The following is an 18,724-nucleotide window of genomic DNA, read 5'->3' on the forward strand; positions in this document are numbered from 1 at the left end:
GTGGGGAACTTAAGAAATGAACAAGAAAAAATGGCTTACAGCGATACTAATTATTGGTGTGTTGGCGATTGCCTTCTTTTGGGGCGGGAATTATCAGAAGAGCCCGAACAAGGTTGCGAGTAACAGTGTTGAGTCTCAAGTTGTAGAATCAGCCAATACGGCCTCCAATCAGAATGTTGATGTAGAGCCTACAACCTCAAGTGATGCCGAGACAACGGAGATAGCTCCTACAGCTACACCTGGTGAAACAGCTAAGCCTAAGCCCGTTGAAACGGTAAAACCAACTGAAGAGGTAACGCCAACCGAAACTGCGGCAACAGATGTTGAAAAGCCGACCGCAACACCTAAATCGGATACACAGGCACAACCGACCGCAACACCGAAAGCGGCTAAAACATCCGTGCCGGAAACGAAAGCGACGGCAAAACCAGTAAACAAACCGGATTCAAAAGTAGCGTCACCAGAAACAAAGCAGGAACCGAAAAAGGATAAATTCCTTACCGATCCAGTGCCGAGCGGGAAACCTAAGCCCGTGGAATGGCAAGATGCAACGGTAGATAAGAAGAAGCAATTAACGGCTACTTTGTCCGTGTCGGCAGCAACGATTTTAGATAATATGGATATTTTCAATAAGGATAAGGTTGAAGTATTGCCGGCAGATGGTATCATTTATAAAGCGCAGAAGGTAACCTTTTATGAAGGCGAGTCTGTGTTTGATGTTTTGCTAAGAGAGATGAAGAAGAATAAAATCCATATGGAATTCAGCATGACTCCGATCTATAACAGTAATTATATTGAAGGTATAAATAATCTGTATGAATTTGATGCTGGAGAGCTCAGTGGATGGATGTACAAAGTAAATGGCTGGTTCCCTAACTACGGCAGCAGTCGTTATGTTCTCAAGGATGGCGATGTCGTTGATTGGGTATACACTTGTGATCTAGGTCGAGATGTAGGTGGCAATGGAGCCACAGGAGGAGCACAAAAATAATGAAGGATAGCTTTTCTACCTTTCATCCGTTTGTGAATTTTCTTTATTTTGTAGTTGTGTTGTTATTTAGCATGGTGTTCATGCATCCCATATTTCAGGTGATTGCCCTTATCAGTGCAGTGGTCTACTCCTTTATGTTAAAAGGCAAGAAAGCCGTTCGGTTTAATCTGCTGTACATGGTTCCTTTTCTACTGTTTATGGCGGTGATGAACCCTGTTTTTAACCATCAAGGGGTAACCATCTTGTTCTATTTAAATAACGGGAACCCGATTACGAAGGAATCCATTCTTTATGGCGTAGCAGCGGCGTGCATGTTTGTGACGGTAATCATATGGTTCTCCTGTTATAACGTCGTGATGACCTCGGATAAGTTTATTTATATATTCGGAAAAATACTGCCGGCACTGTCGTTGATTTTTTCGATGGTGCTTCGTTTTGTTCCTAGATATTTAGCGCAAATCAAGGTGATTTCGAATGCTCAAAAATGTATAGGCCGGGATGTCACGCAGGGAAATCTCCTCGCGCGAGCGCGAAATGGGATAACGATCCTATCGATAATGACTACCTGGGCTCTGGAAAATGCGATTGAAACGGCAGATTCCATGAAGTCAAGAGGATATGGATTGCCTGGACGTACAAGCTTTTCGATCTTCCGTCTAGATGCCCGGGACAAAGTAGCCCTCTTGATTATGACAGGCTTAATTGCGATGGTAGCCATCGGCGCAGCAATGGGTGAGAACACGATGAGATATTATCCGTCGATTAAAGCGAGCGCAATTACACCTTTTAGTATCCTTGTATATATCGCTTATTTTGCGCTATGTATGATCCCTGTGCTCATCAATATGGTGGAGGCAATGAAATGGAAATCTATCGAATCGAAGAACTAAGCTTTGCTTTTCCTGAACAAGAGCAGATGGCTCTTTCGAATATTAATCTTACGATTGCAAGCGGAGACTTTATTACTGTTTGTGGAAAGTCAGGCTGCGGCAAAAGTACCTTACTAAGACAACTGAAAACAATCCTAACCCCACATGGCAAACGCCAAGGGGCGATTTATTATAAGGGTCAACCTGTAGAGGAGATCGATGGGCGGACACAAGCAGCGGAAATCGGTTATGTACTCCAAAGTCCGGACAATCAAATTGTGACAGACAAGGTGTGGCATGAGCTGGCCTTTGGCCTTGAAAGCTTAGGTTATGACAATTCTACGATTCGTTTGCGCGTGGCTGAGATGGCGAGCTTTTTCGGAATTCAGACCTGGTTCCATAAAAGTGTGACTGAGCTATCGGGTGGCCAGAAGCAGCTACTCAATTTAGCAGCGATTATGGCTATGCATCCCTCGGTTCTAATCCTTGATGAGCCTACCTCACAGCTAGATCCCATCGCCGCTTCCGATTTTTTGGAGACGGTCAAAAAGATCAATCGCGAGCTTGGAACAACCGTTATCATGAGCGAGCATCGTCTAGAGGATGTTCTTCCGCTTACAGATCGGCTGATTGTGTTGAATGAGGGCGTCGTGATTGCTGATGATACCCCACAAAGGGTGGGAGAAGCTCTAAGCAAGCTGAATCATCCAATGTTTCTGTCCATGCCCTCACCCATGCAAATTTACGCAGGCGTAGAGAATGACTTAGCATGGCCTGTTACAGTGAAGGAAGGACGCCAATGGTTGGATGCTTTTCTAGAGGATAAGACACCTGCAGCGATTGTTGATTCTCAGCCAAGCTCGAAAGTGGACGGCCCTGTAGTCATAAAGTTTAAGGATGTATGGTTTAAATATGATAAACATGGATCGGACATCATTAAAGATTTGTCTTTTGAAGTAAAGCAAGGGCAGTTCTATTGCATTGTTGGCGGGAATGGAACGGGGAAGACATCAACACTCTCCTTGATGAGCGGCATCCTTCAGCCCTATCGAGGGAAGGTTCTAATCGGTGGAAAGAACCCAGCAAAGATGAATGCCAAAGAACTGTTTACTAACAATCTGGGCATCCTTCCGCAAAATCCGCAAACCTTATTTGTAAAGAAAACAGTTGAGTTAGATTTATACGAAATGTTATCTCAGCTTCCTTTAACGAAGGAAGAAAAGGTGGCTAAAGTTGAGGCCGTGGTTAAGTTCGCAGAACTGGAACATCTTCTCTCGATGCATCCGTATGATCTTAGCGGAGGAGAACAGCAGCGTGCGGCGCTGGCCAAAGTGCTTTTGTTAGAACCAAAGATTCTGCTGCTGGATGAACCGACGAAGGGACTAGATGGACCTTTTAAAGAGAAATTAGCTTTATTCTTACAGAAGTTTAATGCTGAAGGTGTTACCATCGTAATGGTTTCGCATGATGTTGAATTCTGTGCCAAATATGCGGAGGTCTGCGCCATGTTCTTTGATGGAAGTATCATCACTACGAATGAAGCCCAGAAGTTTTTTGCGGGAAACAGCTTCTATACGACTGCCGCCAACCGTATGGCGCGTCATGTATGGAGCGAGGGAGTAACGATAGAGGGTGTGATTGATTTATGTCAACGAAGCAGGTAACGGGTCGTCGTTTGAGTCGTCGAACTTTATTAGCGGGACTGCTAATCTTTATAGTTATTCCAGCTACAATTTTGTTAGGGATCTTTGTCCTAGACGATCGCAAATATTACTTTATCAGCCTATTGATCGTCCTCTACACGATGATTCCGTTTGCGTTGGTGTTCGAGAATCGGAAGCCGCAGGCGAGGGAACTCATCGTCATAGCGGTGCTAGCAGCTATTGCCGTTGCTGGACGCGCAGCCTTTTTCATGTTGCCGCAGTTTAAGCCGGTTGTTGCCATTGTCATCATCGCAGGGGTGAGTTTGGGAGCTGAGGCAGGATTTCTGGTCGGTGCTGTTGCGGGCTTCGTCTCCAATTTCTTTTTTGGGCAGGGACCTTGGACGCCTTGGCAAATGTTTTGTTTTGGCATCATTGGCTTCCTGGCGGGTATTTTCTTCAAGAAAGGTCTGCTTAAAAAGACTAAGCTATCGCTGTGTATATTCGGAGGGCTAGCGACATTCTTGGTATATGGTGGCATTATCAATATAGGCTCGCTGATGATGTTCACTTCAGAGTTCTCATTATCGGCTTTGATGACGACTTATGTTTCCGCCTTTTGGTTTGATATGGTGCATGCGGTCTCGACGGTGGTGTTTTTGTTTTTTATTGCTAATCCTATGATTGAAAAGTTGGATCGGATAAAAACGAAGTATGGGTTGATTGAGCCTTAGGTTGTCTGTGCGGGGTGCTGGGTGCTGTCGCTTTGCGCTGGCGGATGCTCCGAGAACGGACTGTTGTTACAATCGCTGTTGTCTCCAGATGTATTGATTTTACACTTAGTAGTGTACATCCGGAGACAAAGGCGAGCGCTCCGCTTTTCCACAATCAGTCCGTTCTCTCCGCTGCTTTCAGCGCGAACCCCAAAACACAAACCCAAAACCGAAGAAAGGCTCAAAGTCCCCTCTTCGGTTTTTAGCCGAAGGGGGGGCGGTAGTACCTAGTGGCTGGAGGTTTGGCCACTATAAGTTATTACAATCGGTATGGAATTCTAGTAGCGATGCTCCTAGATGTAACTTTAAAAAACAGGCGATGCTCCGGTTTACCGGTATCGCCTGTTTTTTTGATTATTTCCTTACGATATCCATAGGTGCTGAGTTATCTTCAAAGGGCTTAAGGCTCTTTCGGCTAGGAGCGGACGGGGAGACGGGCAACCTAACGATAATCGTCGTTCCCTCTCCGATAGCACCGTCTACCTCTATCCTTCCCTGATGCAGAGAGACAATTTTTTTAACGATCGCAAGTCCGAGACCGTTGCCATTGTTGTTTCCGTTCCGCGACTTGTCTATTTTATAAAATCTTTGGAATACGGCGTTGAACTCTTCCGGGGAGATCCCGATGCCATTATCGCTGATGGTGACGGATACTTCTGCTGCACTACTAATTATACTGATGCGGATATTCCCGCCTACCGGTGTGAATTTGATGCTGTTGCTGAGTAAATTCATCCATACTTGCTTCAGCTGATCTTCATCACCCTTAATTTTGATCGCTTCCGGCAGTTCAAGATCGATAACAATGCCTTTGGCTGACCATTGGGGCTCACAGGTCACAACGATTGTTCTAATCTGCTCGTCAAGATTGAAGGGACTTGCGTGGAAGGGATGCTGTTCAGAATCCAGGGAAGCGAGCTTCAGTAAATTATCACTTAGCCTCGACAGACGTTCACTCTCCGCAATGATGATATCAAGATATTCGCTGCGTTCCTCTTCCACGATTAAATCATGGTTAAGTAGCGCCTTGGCAAAGCCGGAAATCGACGTAAGCGGTGTCTGGATTTCATGAGAAACGTTGGATACGAAATCCTGCCTCATCTGTTCCAACTGCTTCAGCTCCCCTGCCATCTCCACATAGCTTTGTGTCAATTCCCCGATTTCATCTATTCGGTTCACTTTAAGCTCCACCTCGAAATCACCCTTGGCCAGTCTTTTTGTGGCATTCGTAAGTGCTTTGATCGGCTCCACCAAATATCTGGCGGCAATAAGAATGCATACACTACCCAGCAAAAGCACGAGCAAAAGCACAAAGAGCACCATCCGATTGACGATATTTTCGTTCTCAGCAGAATACTGCAAGAACATCGCACGCCACTCTCCGTCCAACAGAAAGGGCATCCCGATAAAAATATCCTTATCTTCCGCAGAGGAACGGTAGAGCTTTCCTTGTAGTACTTGTTTGACAGCTTCGGGGGGGACAATGACAGCTGGACTACCCTTGAGTCCATAAAAGGTATGTTCTCCGGCATGATTGTATAGGTGGATAGGGTGTGCGGATACCTTAACCATACTATTCAGGAACTCGTCCGTATCTTTAGGTTTGGCGTCATCATAGCGGTGAATGATCTCTTTTCCCACTACGATCATTTCATTCTGTCCCTCATAACTTATTTGTTTCTGAAAGACATACAAGCCAATGAAAAAGGAACAGATTAGACTAAAGATAATGATGCCCAGAAACGTGAGAATGACGCGTACATACAATGTCTTGATCATGGCGTAGGGATCAGCCGATATCCCAGGCCGCGGGCCGTTTCGATTTGAAATTGCTCGCCCTTGCCGCTGAATTTCTCCCTCAACCGACTTATATGCACATCTATAGTCCGGCCGTCTCCTTCATAATTTAATCCCCAGATTTGAAGGATCAACTGTTCTCTTGTGAAGATTTGCCCAGGATGGCTGGCCAGCAGAAACAGCAGCTCAAATTCCTTCAAAGGAATTGTGACCGGTTCTTCACCACGCGTGACCTGAAAAGTGCGCCGGTTGAGCGCCACATTACCCAACTGCACGGACTGGGAAGAAACGACCAGCGAGCGTTTAAGCAAAGCTTTTACTCGCATTACCAGTTCAAGCGGATCAAATGGTTTCGTTAGATAGTCATCCGTACCAAGTTGAAAGCCTTTTACTTTGTGTGCGGATTCCGCTTTAGCCGTCACCATGAGGAGGGGGATGTTGGCATCCCAGCGCCTGATTTCTCTGCATAGATCCCAACCATCCAATCCTGGCATCATAATATCTAGAATGACGAGATCGACACGCGAGTTCTGTATAATGGACAGAGCTTTAGTACCATCCCTGGCTTCTTTGAGGTCAAAACCTTCTTTTCGCAAAAATAAAGACATTAGCTTTCGGATGTTATCATCATCATCAACGATAAGTATAGTAGCCACGATTTTCCCCCTCTATCAAGCTTTCATTATATCTGATTTGTTCTTGGCAAGTAATGGCGTTATCCGAACTGCCAACCCAACAGGTTCCAATAGTAGAAGAACAGAGTCATCGCCACAGCCGAAAGCGTCACTAACGTATAATGCACACGCTTGAAAACTGTCCAGTATTTATTCTTCCAAACCAGTATGGCCGAGATTAGCAGAGCTAGAGTCAGACCAACCAAAATGATTGGCATAACTAAACTGAGAGAAAGCGAAAGACTGATCCCGCTGAACTTCTGCATTATGTCCATGGACATAACCACCATAAATATCGTGACGAAAGATAGCAGCGCCCAACCAGCAGTTCCCGCAGATAGGCGGATGGCCCACTTTTCAGGTGGCGTCATCGCCTTAATCTTGCGTCTGGAGAAGATTAGTCCGAGCAATGCAGTGATGAAAATCAACCCCGACAACCCTAGTACGATAAGCCAAAATTTATTCTGATCCAAGAGAGGCGTACGCTCCAGCGGCATATCCGGTGCCATCCCTAAGATCATATGTGTAACCTTACCGGACTCATTCGTGCGGAAGGCAATTTGTTCGGTACCTCCCTCGAGTTGGAACATATTCGGACTGACTTCACGATACAATTGTTGTTCACTACCACTTCCCAAGGATAGCTTATTATCCTCAACTGAGACATTCAGCTGAGCGAAAAAATTGAAAAACTTATCAATATCACTGATGTTTCTGCGGGTAAATTGATAGGCTCCTGCAAATTTCTGAATAGATTCATCAGAAGCGATGAATTCAGCCTGACTCGCATCAGGAGCAGGGTAATAGCGGTTGAAAAGGGCTTGGATGAGACCTGCAGCGGAATCACTGCCTTCACCACCGTTGTAGGATACAAAGATGCCTACATGCTTGGCTGGCACAAGGTATAATTCCGTATTAAACATGGGGTCAGAACCACCATGAGTGATCAGCGTGAGCCCATTGATTTGTTTCTCTGCAAACCCAAGATCCAGCCCCGGCAGACGTTTATCAAATTGAAACGCCGTTGAATGCATTAGTTCTGCCGTCTCGGGTCTCAGAATCTGCTGGTCTCCAAATTTCCCGTTCTGCAGATGGGCGATCATGAAATGCGCCATATCTACTGCTGATACTGTACCCGAGCCGGCAGGACGAAAGCCGCCCTCGAAGGTAGGTGTGCCTGGAATAAAACTACCGTTCTCGCTGTTGTACCCCACAACTTTGTTGGGCATGAATGACTCCGGCAAAGGTTCTACTACAGTCGAATATTTCATGTCGAGCGGATTAAAAATATATTTCTTTATATAATCATTGTAAGGAACACCGCTAACTTCCTCTACAATTAGACCTGCGAGTGTAGCACCGTAGTTCGAATAAGAACTTATCTGTCCGGGTGGTCTTACCCGTGCCAACATATGCTTATTGAGTGTTTCCGAGATTGACCCCGGCAATTTGGCAGGGTCTGTAGTGATTTGATAACCAACTCCACCTTCTTCGAATCCTGCTGTATGTGTCATCAAATGGCGCATAGTGATAGGTTCAGGATAAGTAGCAGGGATCTTAACTGATTTCAGATAGGTGTTAATATCCGTATCTAGATCAATTCTGCCTTGCTCGACCAGTTGCATCACCGCTGTCCAGGTAAACAGTTTTGTCGTTGAAGCGATTCGAAACATGCTGGTTGACGGGTCAACGGGTGCGGCCTTTTCCAGATTGGAGCTGCCATAACCTTTGGCCAAAATAATCTTGTTGTCCTTTACGATCGAGATGACCGCTCCCGGAATTTGCAGCCGATTCATATCTTGTTCCATGATGCCATTAACGAAGGCAGTCAGACTCGCGGTATCATCGAGACTGGCAGGTGCTTCAGTCTGGGTTATAGGTAGCACAGTTTGATCCGTTTTGGTCTCGGCCCATGCCTGGTTCCCGGGCAACACCAGGCTTGCGCCTAATCCGGCACTAATCACAGCCAATAGGGTTAGACCAGCGATCAGTCTTTTTTTTATATAAGTTAACATTATTATCCTCCACATCATCATTTATTGAGCTTGGATGATCATCCACCTAACGCTTATAGACATTATCAGAGTAGTGTGAATGGAACGTTAACAAGACAATAAAAAACAGACTGCCATCCGCGCCTTCAACGACAGAGGGTAGTCTATTGTGGAAAAATCGAAATTCCAGTTTCCTTTTTTGCCTGATAAATTAAAATAAATAGCGGTAGTTTAGGACGTGCTTTCCTTGTCCTAAGCTATCGCTGTTTCTATTAGAATCAGTGAACTCTTCTACTTATCCCCACTTATCGTTCAGTTACAACACCTTGTGACGGAACTTCCACAACGGGTCGTCTATGGGTAGCCTCAAGGGTGGAAAGGTCACCATCCAGTGCTTTTAGTCCGGGGAGCAGTAAGGCTGCGCTAGCACAGAGCATTGGAAGCAGTCCGGCGATTACAAAAAGTGCGGGCACCCCATAATGCTGGGCAATCGCGCCACCGGCAAAAGCACCAAAAGGCTGCAAGCCGCCACCGATCAGAAAGCGAATAGAATTGACTCTTCCTTGCAGATGGCTCGGAACTAGACGTCCATGGAGTGAAGAGCTTAACGAACCGAAGAAGGGACCTAACGTTCCGGTAGCAAATACGGCGGCGAGAGCAAAAGAAAAACTAGGAAATAACCCCCATAAGGTAGTCACTAAACCTATGGTCCCCAGACTGCCAAGCATAACAAGCCGCCTTTTTTTAATTTCTCCTATTATGGAAATCACACTTAGCCCGACTAACGTTCCCAGGGCGAGAACTGTACTTAGCGTGCCCATCGTCGCCGCATCACGGCGGAGCACTTCGCGTACAAAAGGGACCATCATCGTCCAGACGGCAATTGAGCTTAAATTACTGATGGAGGCCATGATCATAATCGTAAGCATTGCAGGGAATTGTTTATAGAAGGTAAAACCCTCGGCTATCTCGCGAACGTAAACGGTGATGGAGAAACGACCTGGGGGTGGAGAAGGTTGCGGTAGCTTTTGTAAGCACAGCAAGGTAGTGATGGCGGCTGCGTAACATATCATGTTGATGCCAAGGGCGGGCAGTGCTCCACTAGCAGCGGTCAACGCACCTGCTAATGCAGGCCCCAGCAGGACTGCTGCGCTTTTGCTGCCATCAATGATAGCAAAAGCTCGCACCAGCTTCCGGCTATCGGCAACTCCAGGAATAACAGCCATCGCTGTTGGCATGAACAATGCGGCGCAAGATCCGCTGAGACCCGCGGCGACAAACAGATGCCACAGCTGCAATTGGCCAGCCAGGCCCATGCCGAGTGGCAGTGCTATAGCCAGCAAGCGAATGGCAGCCAAGCAGGCCATAAAACGGACCCGGTGCAGCCGATCGGACAACGGTGAACCGAGCAAGCGCAACAGCAGCTCAGGTATGCCGGAGCTGAGCGCGAGTGCTCCCATCGCTAGCTTAGAACCGGTTAGCTCATAGACGAGCCATTCCATAGCCAGTAAGCCAAAAGCATCTCCAAAAGCGCTTAAAGTGATGGTGGAGAGTAGACCATAATAGCTGCGTTTGATCATTGCTTGGTAGCTCCTTTCTTAAAATAAGAAAGTATAAGTTTTGCACCTATACTATCTTATATTTCTCGCAAATACGCTTACCGTCCTTATAAGGACGCCAAAGACGTTTATGCTTAACTCTCCAGATACGCCCCAATCTGCTGAGGCAGTCCGTTTAAGGCTTCTAAACGTAGGCTGTACGAAGCGCTTTTACCATGTGTATGGACAATGACCAGCCCAGCTGCACGCAGCGCGATAAGATGGTAGTGGATTGTGCTTTTTGAAAGTCCTACCTCACGTACGATTTCTGTGAAATTGAGCTGTTTGCCTGTGAGCAAACGAAGGATATACAGCCGTGTCTCATCTGACAACGCACGGGTAAGGCGGAGTAATGCAGGCGCAGGCCGTCCAGCTTCTGGAGGGAGAACATCACAAGAGTAGCTTGTGAATACGAATTCATCATACATAGCGGTCGTAACTAGTGGACGAGCATGATATTGCGGAATGATAATGACTTGCTTCAGATGTTCGGTTGGATAAAGTCGCATTCCAGCAGTTGCTGCTTCAAAGATCTCCATATCATTGTTCCCGTTTAGCATCGCGCGTCTTGATTCGGCTTCCTGCTCAAGTCCTTTAATGATATTAGGATCGATTCCACTGAAGTATCCCGCGTTCCATTCGCGCAGGATATCAGAAGCGGTATCCCTAAGCTCCGCAAGATTGGAGGGAACCGATTGGCCGAAACGTCCGGAAATTTCATATAGCTCTCCAGATGTTAAAGCATCGAACCATACCAAAAAGCCCTCTACCGAACGCTCGCCCGGACAAGACCAAATGTAGGGAGCCAAACTGAAATCATCAAGTTTCTTAACGACCTCTTGCATTTTACGAAGTAGCATGGGTGCAAATCTTGCTTGAACATCCCGTACCCAGAGCTTACCGGAATCCATGGCAGTATGGTTCTGCTTGCTCAGAAAGACAGTCATACTACTAACACATTCATACATGGGTGCAAAATCGACTTCTATTTTATAATCCATGAGCTGCTCCATTCTTTCAGTGAGATACTGAATTAATTACTAGTTCTATAAATATAGAACTTATTATTTGTTTTATTGTAAACGAACTTCTTGTTGTTTTCAATAGCCATTTCGCCGAAAAATCCGAACTCAAAATATTGTTCAAATATAATCAATTGTTTATATAAGCTTATGGTTATATAATGGATTTGAAATTAGATGAAGAAGGTGTAATTAGACTTGAAGGACACAAACGATTTGACTCAGGGTCCTATTATGCCTACCTTAATGAAATTAACGCTTCCGATTATTGCGACGAATTTCATCTCTACTACTTATGGTCTAGTCGATATGATTTGGGTTGGAAGATTAGGAAGTGGTCCGGTTGCCGCGATTGGTACAGCGAGTTTTTTCATTAATCTAGCGATTGCTTTATCGACTATGGTTACGATCGGCACAGGGATTAAGGTGGCGCATTGTATGGGATCTGGTCAGTTAGAGAAGGCTAAATCTTATATAAAGAACGGATTTATGATGTCTATTTTATTAGGACTTCTCTATATGAGTTTAGTGCTATTTACCAAGAATCAGTTGCTTGGTTTTTTTGATCTTGGAAGTGATGAAGTAGAGCGGATGGCTAGACAATTTCTAGTGATTTCGATATTTGGATCGGTATTTTCCATCGTGAATACGTTATTCGCAACTCTCTTAAACGCTATGGGAAATAGTAAACAACCGTTTCAGATCTTCTCCATTGGTCTTATGGTTAATATTGTCCTTGATCCATTTTTGATTTTTGGCTGGGGCAGTTTTGAAGGATGGGGAGTAGCGGGGGCAGCTATTGCAACATTAACGGCGAACATTTTGGTTACGGCTCTTTTTATCATGAAGACAAGAAAGTCAGAACTCATTTCAAATACATCCGCGTGGGACAGTCGTCAAATGAAAGAAGTCATCCGCATGGGGCTACCCATAACAATCCAACGGGTCACCTTTACGATCATATCGATCATCATTGCCAAGATCATTGTACGATTTGGAGCGGATGCTATTGCGGTTCAAAAAGTAGGAATCCAAATTGAATCCATTTCCTATATGACCATTGGCGGACTACAGGGAGCTATTGCTGCCTTTTTTGGTCAAAATTATGGAGCACGTCGCTTCGATCGTATTGGGCAGGGGTATCGTCAGGCCTTAATTTTAACCTCCATTTTTGGCGTGATCGTGTCGCTTATATTTATTGCGTTCCCGCAGCAGCTATTTTCATTGTTTTTATCAGACCAGACAAGTTTGGAATTGGGCGCAGATTATATGCGGATCATCGGTTACTCACAATTATTCATGTGTATGGAATTGATGACTGTAGGTGCTTTTAACGGCATGGGTCAAACCCACATCCCACCGATCTTTAGTATTTCATTTACTGCACTCCGAATTCCACTAGCCTTACTCTTATCCGAGCCTTTTGGCTTGAATGGGGTGTGGATGTCGATTGCGCTAAGCAGTGTGTTTAAGGGGGTTATTCTTGTGTTCTGGTTTAGAAGATCTTTGTTCAGAATGAATAAACAGCAGGCAAATTACTAAGCAAAGGATGAGCGTAGGAATGGCTTTATTAAATCGTAAACTCATACAGCTTTTAAAGGATAACCATTTGAATAAGGAGATTTTTCACGGAGAATTTGGACTGGAAAAAGAAAATGTCAGAGTGGATCCAGAGGGAAGACTTGCGCTGACACCACATCCAAAAGCCTTTGGAAACAAGCTGGAGAACCCCTATATTCAAACGGATTTCTCAGAGAGTCAGGTTGAAATGGTGACACCCTCTTTTGATTCTATTGAAGAGACTTATAACTTTCTGGAGGCGCTGCAGGATATTGTGTCGCTAGAGCTTAATGAAGAATATCTGTGGCCGAGTAGTAATCCTCCCATGCTACCGAATGATAAGGACATTCCCATTGCCAAAATGGGTAATCCGGTAGAGGACGAATATAGACATCAGCTAGCCGATAAGTATGGTCGTAAAAGACAATTGCTGAGTGGGATCCATTATAATTTCTCTTTTAATGAACAATTTCTAATAAAGCTTCATGATATCGCAGATCCACAAGAGAGTTTTAAAGATTTCAAAGATGCTATCTATTTAAAAATAGCCCGCAACCTATTGCGATACCGCTGGCTTCTAATCTATTTAACAGGTGCTAGTCCTGTTTTTGATAAGACTTATATGGAGCAATGTGTGGCACGTGGTGAATCAGATGATGACAAAAGCTTCTATTATCTGAATATGAATTCATTGCGAAATAGCGAATGCGGGTATCGGAATGAAAAGCCTCTCTATGTGTCTTTTGACTCGCTTACGGAATATGTACATGATTTACTAGCGTTGATTGAATCGAAAGAATTATTAAGTGTAAAAGAGTTCTATAGCCCGGTTAGAGTGAAGACGGCAAGAGGTAAACACCCGTTAGAGGAGCTGCTGCAGGATGGGATTGCCTATTTGGAGCTTCGTTTTATTGATCTCAATCCACTCTATAAAATAGGAATTAGCAAAGAATCAATGACTTTCATTCATCTGTTTATCCTGTATATGCTATTGAAAGAGGATGAACCGTACGGAGTAGAGGATCAGAAGATGGCGAATCTTAATCATGATCAATTGATCATGGAGGGGATCAAAGGCTGTTTGCATGATTACGGAGATTCTTGCGGGACAATGGAACAGAAGGCTTTAATTTGTATGCAAGAAATGCAGGATATGATTCAGCTATTGAACCCAGAGGATAAACAGTTCTCGAACGTTCTGAACGGAGCTAAGGATAAGATTCTAAATCCAGATCAGAGCTTTGCAGGGATTGTGAAGTCGGAAGTTCAACAATCCTCTTTTATTAAATATCATCTGAATAAAGCCAAACAATATGCTAAGGAAAGTCTTGCGAATGGATACCGATTTGTAGGATATGAGGATTTGGAGCTATCTACACAGCTTTTACTGAAGGCAGCAGTTAAACGTGGGATTAAGTTTCAATTGCTCGATCGGGAAGAGAACTTCGTTGTACTTACGAAAGGCGATCATAAAGAATACGTTAAGCAGGCTACGAAGACATCCCTGGATTCTTACAGCACGGTATTAATTATGGAGAATAAAATTGTTACGAAGGAAGTTCTCAAACAACAAGGCATTCGTGTTCCTTCAGGTGAGGCATTTGGAGATCTGGAAGCGGCAATGAATGCATATAGCACTTATCGTAATAAGCGAATAGTGATCAAACCCAAATCAACCAACTTTGGACTCGGCATTACTATTTTTACAGATGATTTCTCCAAAGAAGATTATAAAAAAGCCTTCGCAATTGCCTTCGAGCATGATCGAACAGTGCTGCTTGAGGAATTTATGACGGGGAAAGAATATCGTTTTCTAGTCATGGGTGATGAAGTAGTCGGGGTATTGCACCGGGTTCCGGCGAATGTGGTCGGTGATGGTGTACATACGATTGAAGAGCTGGTCCACGAAAAGAATAAGGATCCGCTAAGAGGTCGTGGCTACAAAACTCCGCTTGAGAAGATTCGGATTGGCGAAGCAGAAGAGATGTTTTTGAAGAATCACACTATGACTTGGAGCGATATCCCTCCATTAAATGAGATGATCTACCTGCGGGAGAATTCGAATATTAGTACCGGTGGAGATAGCTTAGACTTTACTGATGAGATTCCGGACAGCTATAAAGATCTAGCCATTCAATCAGCTAAAGCTGCAGGGGCCACTATTTGTGGAGTAGACATGATGATTGATGATATTAGGGAAGAGGCGAAGGATACCAATTACAGCATTATTGAGATCAATTTTAATCCAGCGATTCATATCCACTGTTATCCTTATAAAGGGAAGAACCGTCAAGCGGATGAACGAATTTTGGATCTGTTATTTGGAGAATGAACAGAAGCTCAACCAGTACTTTTGGTTGAGCTTCTGCTTTTAAACGAGACAATTTCGGCTTGATTTCCACCCCTTGTGACACTCTTGTAACAGAGATTCGCTACGATAGGCTACGAGGTGAGAAAATGAAGAATTCTAAAGCTTTTATCGTGTTGATCTTATTGTTGGTTGTCGGATGCAGTTCGGTACCACCGCAAGCCAATCCAGAAACAAAGAAAGAAGAGAAGAAGGAAGAAACGAAAGAAAGGAACGAGAAGTTAGCCTTCTGGGATGGCCAGAGAAAAGGAACCAATTTCATGAATTCAAAATCTTTACCGGAGAACTATGATGCTGCCAAAGAGCAGAATATTGAATTCGTTCGTTTGGCACCAGATAAATGGGCAAAAGACAGTGACTATTTATTTAATGACAAACCGGATGCGAGCCCGGATAAAGATTTTCTAATAGGGAATGCAGATAAGTATGAAGGGATTGTTGAAGAGGATTTTGCCGAGTTAAAAGCGGACTTAGATGCAGCCGAGGCTCGGGGCTCCAAGGTGGTGCTGACCGTACTCAGTCTCCCCGGAGATCGCTGGAGGCAGTTCAATAATTACAAAAATGATGATCGGATATGGAAAGATTTCAGTTATCATGAAAAAGCGGCAGTGTTTTGGAGAGATCTGGCAAGCCGGTTGAAAGATCATCCTGCGGTAATCGGTTATAACCTGATAAATGAGCCGCATCCAGAGACCGCCACGGGATTTAATGACTTCTGGACACAGGACTACAGCGAATGGTATAGCTCAGTAGAGAATACCCCTGCGGATTTGAATCTTTTATATGAGACGATAGTGACCGCTATTCGTACCGTAGATACCAAGACGCCAATTATCGTAAATTCTGGGCTGTATGCTACACCTTGGGCTTTTAAATATTTAAAACCGATCGATGATGAGAATGTGTTGTATGCTTTTCATATGTACGAGCCTTACGAGTTAACCAGTCAAAATAAGAAAAAAGGGTTAACCTATGAATATCCTGGAACGGTAAAGGTCGGGGATAATAAAACGGAAAAAGCTTTTAACAAGGAAGCCTTAAAGGAATTTCTGGAACCTGTTGCGCAGTGGGTAAAGGAACATAACATCCCCGCAAATCGGATTGTTGCAGAAGAGTTTGGAACGAATCGACTAGTAAAAGGTGCAGATCAATACATGGCTGATTTAATTTCGATTTTTGATGATTTCGCCTGGCACTGGGCGTTTTATGCTTTCCGCGAGGATACTTGGGACGGTATGGATTATGAATTGGGAAGTAAGCCCCCAACCTGGGAATATTGGCAAGCGATAGAGAAAGGCGAACAGCCTCCTCGAAAAGTAGTCGATAACCCGATATGGGAAGTATTGAGGAAAGGACTTGAAGGAAAGGAGTAGATGATGCTAATTGAACATTCTAATTGCCGATGATGAGAAACATATGACATCTATATTGAAGACTTATTTTGAAAAAGAGGGCTATAACGTTTGGGTAGCAGCGGATGGAGAGGAGGCGCTGGAGCTCTTTTATTCGAATAAGATCGATCTAGTGGTACTGGATTGGATGATGCCTAAGCGAAGTGGAATTGAGGTGTGCAATGAAGTCAAGCAGATTAGTTTAGCTAAGGTGGTCATGTTGACCGCTCGATCTTCCCATGACGATGAATTTAGCGCATTAGATATCGGTGCAGATGAATATATAAGAAAACCATTCGATCCACGGATCTTAATGCTGAGAATCAAAAAAATGCTGGGTACCGAAAAAGTAGCTGCTATACGGGACTTAGAAATTGATTTTGAGCGAAAAAAAGTATTCAAGAATGGGGAGGAGCTGTCCCTATATAAAAAAGAGTTTGAACTGCTAACCTTCCTATATGAGAATAAAGGCCGGATTTTGTCCAGAGATTCTTTGTTATCTTCCGTTTGGGGGATGGATTATCTTGGTGAAGAGAGAACCGTGGATACACATATCAAAAGATTGCGCGATAAGATTGGGGCTGACCACGTAATCACACACAGGGGAATGGGGTACAGCTTCCATGATAAAAATCAATAAAATAAGCACGAAGTTATTGATTATGGTAAGTATTATTCTGCTGATTGTGTTTGGGACGTCCTATTCATTACACAATTTTTTCTCGTCCGATTATTACCTTTATAAAATGAAAACCAAAATTAACGACATTTATGACGAAGTAAAGGATCTCAGCCTGGATCAGCTCATGGAGAAAGAAACAGCGATCGAGAACAATAACAATGTAACGATAGTTAGGGTTGAGAACAACGGAAGCACAACAATAATCAACGAGAACATTCAATTTGCGTTGTATAAAGATAAGGTGGCACTCAATAAGTTCTGGATTACGGAAGAAGTTTTGCAAAAGGTAAATGAAGGAAAAACGGTGAATCTATTATTTAATCAGGGGAAATTGAAGTCCAGCCTGTTAACGAAAATATATGAGCAGGATGGTAGCTTAATCCTCATCGGCACTGTGGTTGTGCATAATACAGATGCTTTAAACATCGTAAATCAATTCAGCTTCTATTCTATTCTTTTGGGGATTATTATCAGCTTGCTGTTAGTGGCTTATTTTTCGAGGAAAATCATTACTCCGTTAGAGCAATTGCAGGATGTAGCGAAGGATATCTCCAATCTTGATTTTAAACAAGTGACGATTAAGTCGGGGGATGAAATCGAAGAGTTATCCAAAAGCATTAACCAGATGAGTCAGCGTTTGAAAAGCGCCCATGCAGAGCTGGAAAAGAAAAATCAAAGCTTAAACACACTGATCTCAAGCATTTCACACGAGGTAAAAACACCGTTATCCTTAATCCAGGCGTATACCATTGGCATTCAAGACGATTTGGATGATGGTACGTATACCGATATCATTTTGGAGCAGGTGAAATACACTTCGGATATGGTAGATTACTTAATTAAGCTGTCCAAGATTCAAAAGACCGAAGTGTATAAAGAAAAATTCGATCTTAAAGAGCTTCTGCTCAAAGTGATCTCACAATATAATATTACGCTTAAAAATAAAAACCTGACGTTACAGACCGACTTCCATTCGGTTGAACGATCCATCGTTGAAGAGGATATTAGCCAGATAGAAATTGTATTCAACAACTTAATTAGTAATGCCATTAAATATGGGGAAGAGAATGTCTTTGGAATCTCAGTAGCGAATGATACCCACGGCACTTTGAAATTCACCATCACTAATAAAACCACGCGCCTAAAAGAGAAGCATCTAGCGTATATCTGGGACCCGTTCTATGTTATTGAGGAGTCTCGAAACAAAGAAATTTCCGGAACTGGACTTGGCCTGTCTATTGTCGCGGAGATTCTAGCTAAGAATGATCTCAAATATGAAGCCACATTAGAGGACTCGTATATTAGTTTTAGTGTTTGGTTTGATGTTGAAGATGCAGATCAATTCCCGACAAGGTGAAAATTTGG

Annotated in this window: 14 protein-coding genes; 9 read left to right on the forward strand and 5 right to left on the reverse strand. The window is 43.9% G+C overall.

Features of this window, described 5'->3' with window-relative positions; translation table 11 throughout:
* Nucleotides 1-16: 16 nt before the first annotated feature.
* The 4 genes from ACWNM1_RS03140 to ACWNM1_RS03155 are packed head-to-tail and all read left to right on the forward strand — an operon-like array spanning nt 17 to nt 4,234.
* Nucleotides 17-991, forward strand: a complete 975-nt coding sequence (locus ACWNM1_RS03140) for a DUF4430 domain-containing protein (RefSeq protein WP_449599809.1) — start codon at nt 17-19, stop codon at nt 989-991.
* Nucleotides 991-1,881, forward strand: coding sequence for an energy-coupling factor transporter transmembrane component T (locus tag ACWNM1_RS03145; RefSeq protein ID WP_449599811.1), 891 nt, complete (start codon nt 991-993; stop codon nt 1,879-1,881). The genes ACWNM1_RS03140 and ACWNM1_RS03145 overlap by 1 nt, the downstream gene beginning before the upstream one ends.
* A complete protein-coding gene (locus tag ACWNM1_RS03150; RefSeq protein ID WP_449599813.1) occupies nt 1,854-3,524 on the forward strand; it encodes an ABC transporter ATP-binding protein in 1,671 nt (556 codons plus the stop codon). The genes ACWNM1_RS03145 and ACWNM1_RS03150 overlap by 28 nt, the downstream gene beginning before the upstream one ends.
* Nucleotides 3,506-4,234, forward strand: coding sequence for an ECF transporter S component (locus ACWNM1_RS03155; protein ID WP_339244954.1), 729 nt, complete (start codon nt 3,506-3,508; stop codon nt 4,232-4,234). Before ACWNM1_RS03150 ends, ACWNM1_RS03155 begins: the two co-directional genes overlap by 19 nt.
* A 393-nt stretch (nt 4,235-4,627) precedes the next feature.
* On the opposite strand, the gene ACWNM1_RS03160 is transcribed toward ACWNM1_RS03155, so the two are convergent.
* The 5 genes from ACWNM1_RS03160 to ACWNM1_RS03180 form a co-directional block, all read right to left on the reverse strand.
* On the reverse strand, nt 4,628-6,052 hold the full coding sequence (locus ACWNM1_RS03160) for a HAMP domain-containing sensor histidine kinase (protein WP_449599815.1): 1,425 nt from the start codon (nt 6,050-6,052) through the stop codon (nt 4,628-4,630).
* Nucleotides 6,049-6,726: a response regulator transcription factor gene (locus ACWNM1_RS03165; RefSeq protein ID WP_449599817.1), complete on the reverse strand. Its 678-nt coding sequence runs from the start codon at nt 6,724-6,726 to the stop codon at nt 6,049-6,051. The genes ACWNM1_RS03160 and ACWNM1_RS03165 overlap by 4 nt, the downstream gene beginning before the upstream one ends.
* A 59-nt stretch (nt 6,727-6,785) precedes the next feature.
* Nucleotides 6,786-8,759 carry a serine hydrolase domain-containing protein gene (locus ACWNM1_RS03170; RefSeq protein ID WP_449599819.1) on the reverse strand — a complete coding sequence of 658 codons (1,974 nt, stop codon included), beginning with the start codon at nt 8,757-8,759 and terminating at the stop codon, nt 6,786-6,788.
* 284 nt (nt 8,760-9,043) lie between these two features.
* Nucleotides 9,044-10,318, reverse strand: coding sequence for an MFS transporter (locus ACWNM1_RS03175; protein WP_341147104.1), 1,275 nt, complete (start codon nt 10,316-10,318; stop codon nt 9,044-9,046).
* 113 nt (nt 10,319-10,431) lie between these two features.
* On the reverse strand, nt 10,432-11,337 hold the full coding sequence (locus ACWNM1_RS03180) for an ArsR/SmtB family transcription factor (protein ID WP_449599822.1): 906 nt from the start codon (nt 11,335-11,337) through the stop codon (nt 10,432-10,434).
* A 219-nt stretch (nt 11,338-11,556) separates the two neighbouring features.
* Here ACWNM1_RS03180 and ACWNM1_RS03185 point away from each other — a divergent pair, with 219 nt between their 5' ends.
* The 5 genes from ACWNM1_RS03185 to ACWNM1_RS03205 all read left to right on the forward strand — a co-directional run bounded on the left by ACWNM1_RS03185 (nt 11,557) and on the right by ACWNM1_RS03205 (nt 18,716).
* Nucleotides 11,557-12,900 (forward strand): MATE family efflux transporter, encoded by a 1,344-nt coding sequence (locus tag ACWNM1_RS03185; RefSeq protein ID WP_449599824.1) that lies wholly within the window; start codon nt 11,557-11,559, stop codon nt 12,898-12,900.
* 19 nt (nt 12,901-12,919) lie between these two features.
* Entirely contained in the window at nt 12,920-15,250 is a 2,331-nt protein-coding gene (gshAB, locus tag ACWNM1_RS03190) for a bifunctional glutamate--cysteine ligase GshA/glutathione synthetase GshB (protein WP_449599826.1), read from the forward strand.
* A 125-nt stretch (nt 15,251-15,375) separates the two neighbouring features.
* Nucleotides 15,376-16,659 (forward strand): glycoside hydrolase family 5 protein, encoded by a 1,284-nt coding sequence (locus tag ACWNM1_RS03195; protein WP_449599828.1) that lies wholly within the window; start codon nt 15,376-15,378, stop codon nt 16,657-16,659.
* 10 nt (nt 16,660-16,669) lie between these two features.
* Complete coding sequence (locus tag ACWNM1_RS03200) at nt 16,670-17,317, forward strand: response regulator transcription factor (RefSeq protein ID WP_449599830.1); 648 nt, start codon at nt 16,670-16,672, stop codon at nt 17,315-17,317.
* A complete protein-coding gene (locus ACWNM1_RS03205) occupies nt 17,301-18,716 on the forward strand; it encodes a HAMP domain-containing protein (protein ID WP_449599832.1) in 1,416 nt (471 codons plus the stop codon). The genes ACWNM1_RS03200 and ACWNM1_RS03205 overlap by 17 nt, the downstream gene beginning before the upstream one ends.
* The last annotated feature ends 8 nt before the right edge of the window (nt 18,717-18,724 follow it).

The organism is Paenibacillus sp. Marseille-Q9583, assembly GCF_976954365.1.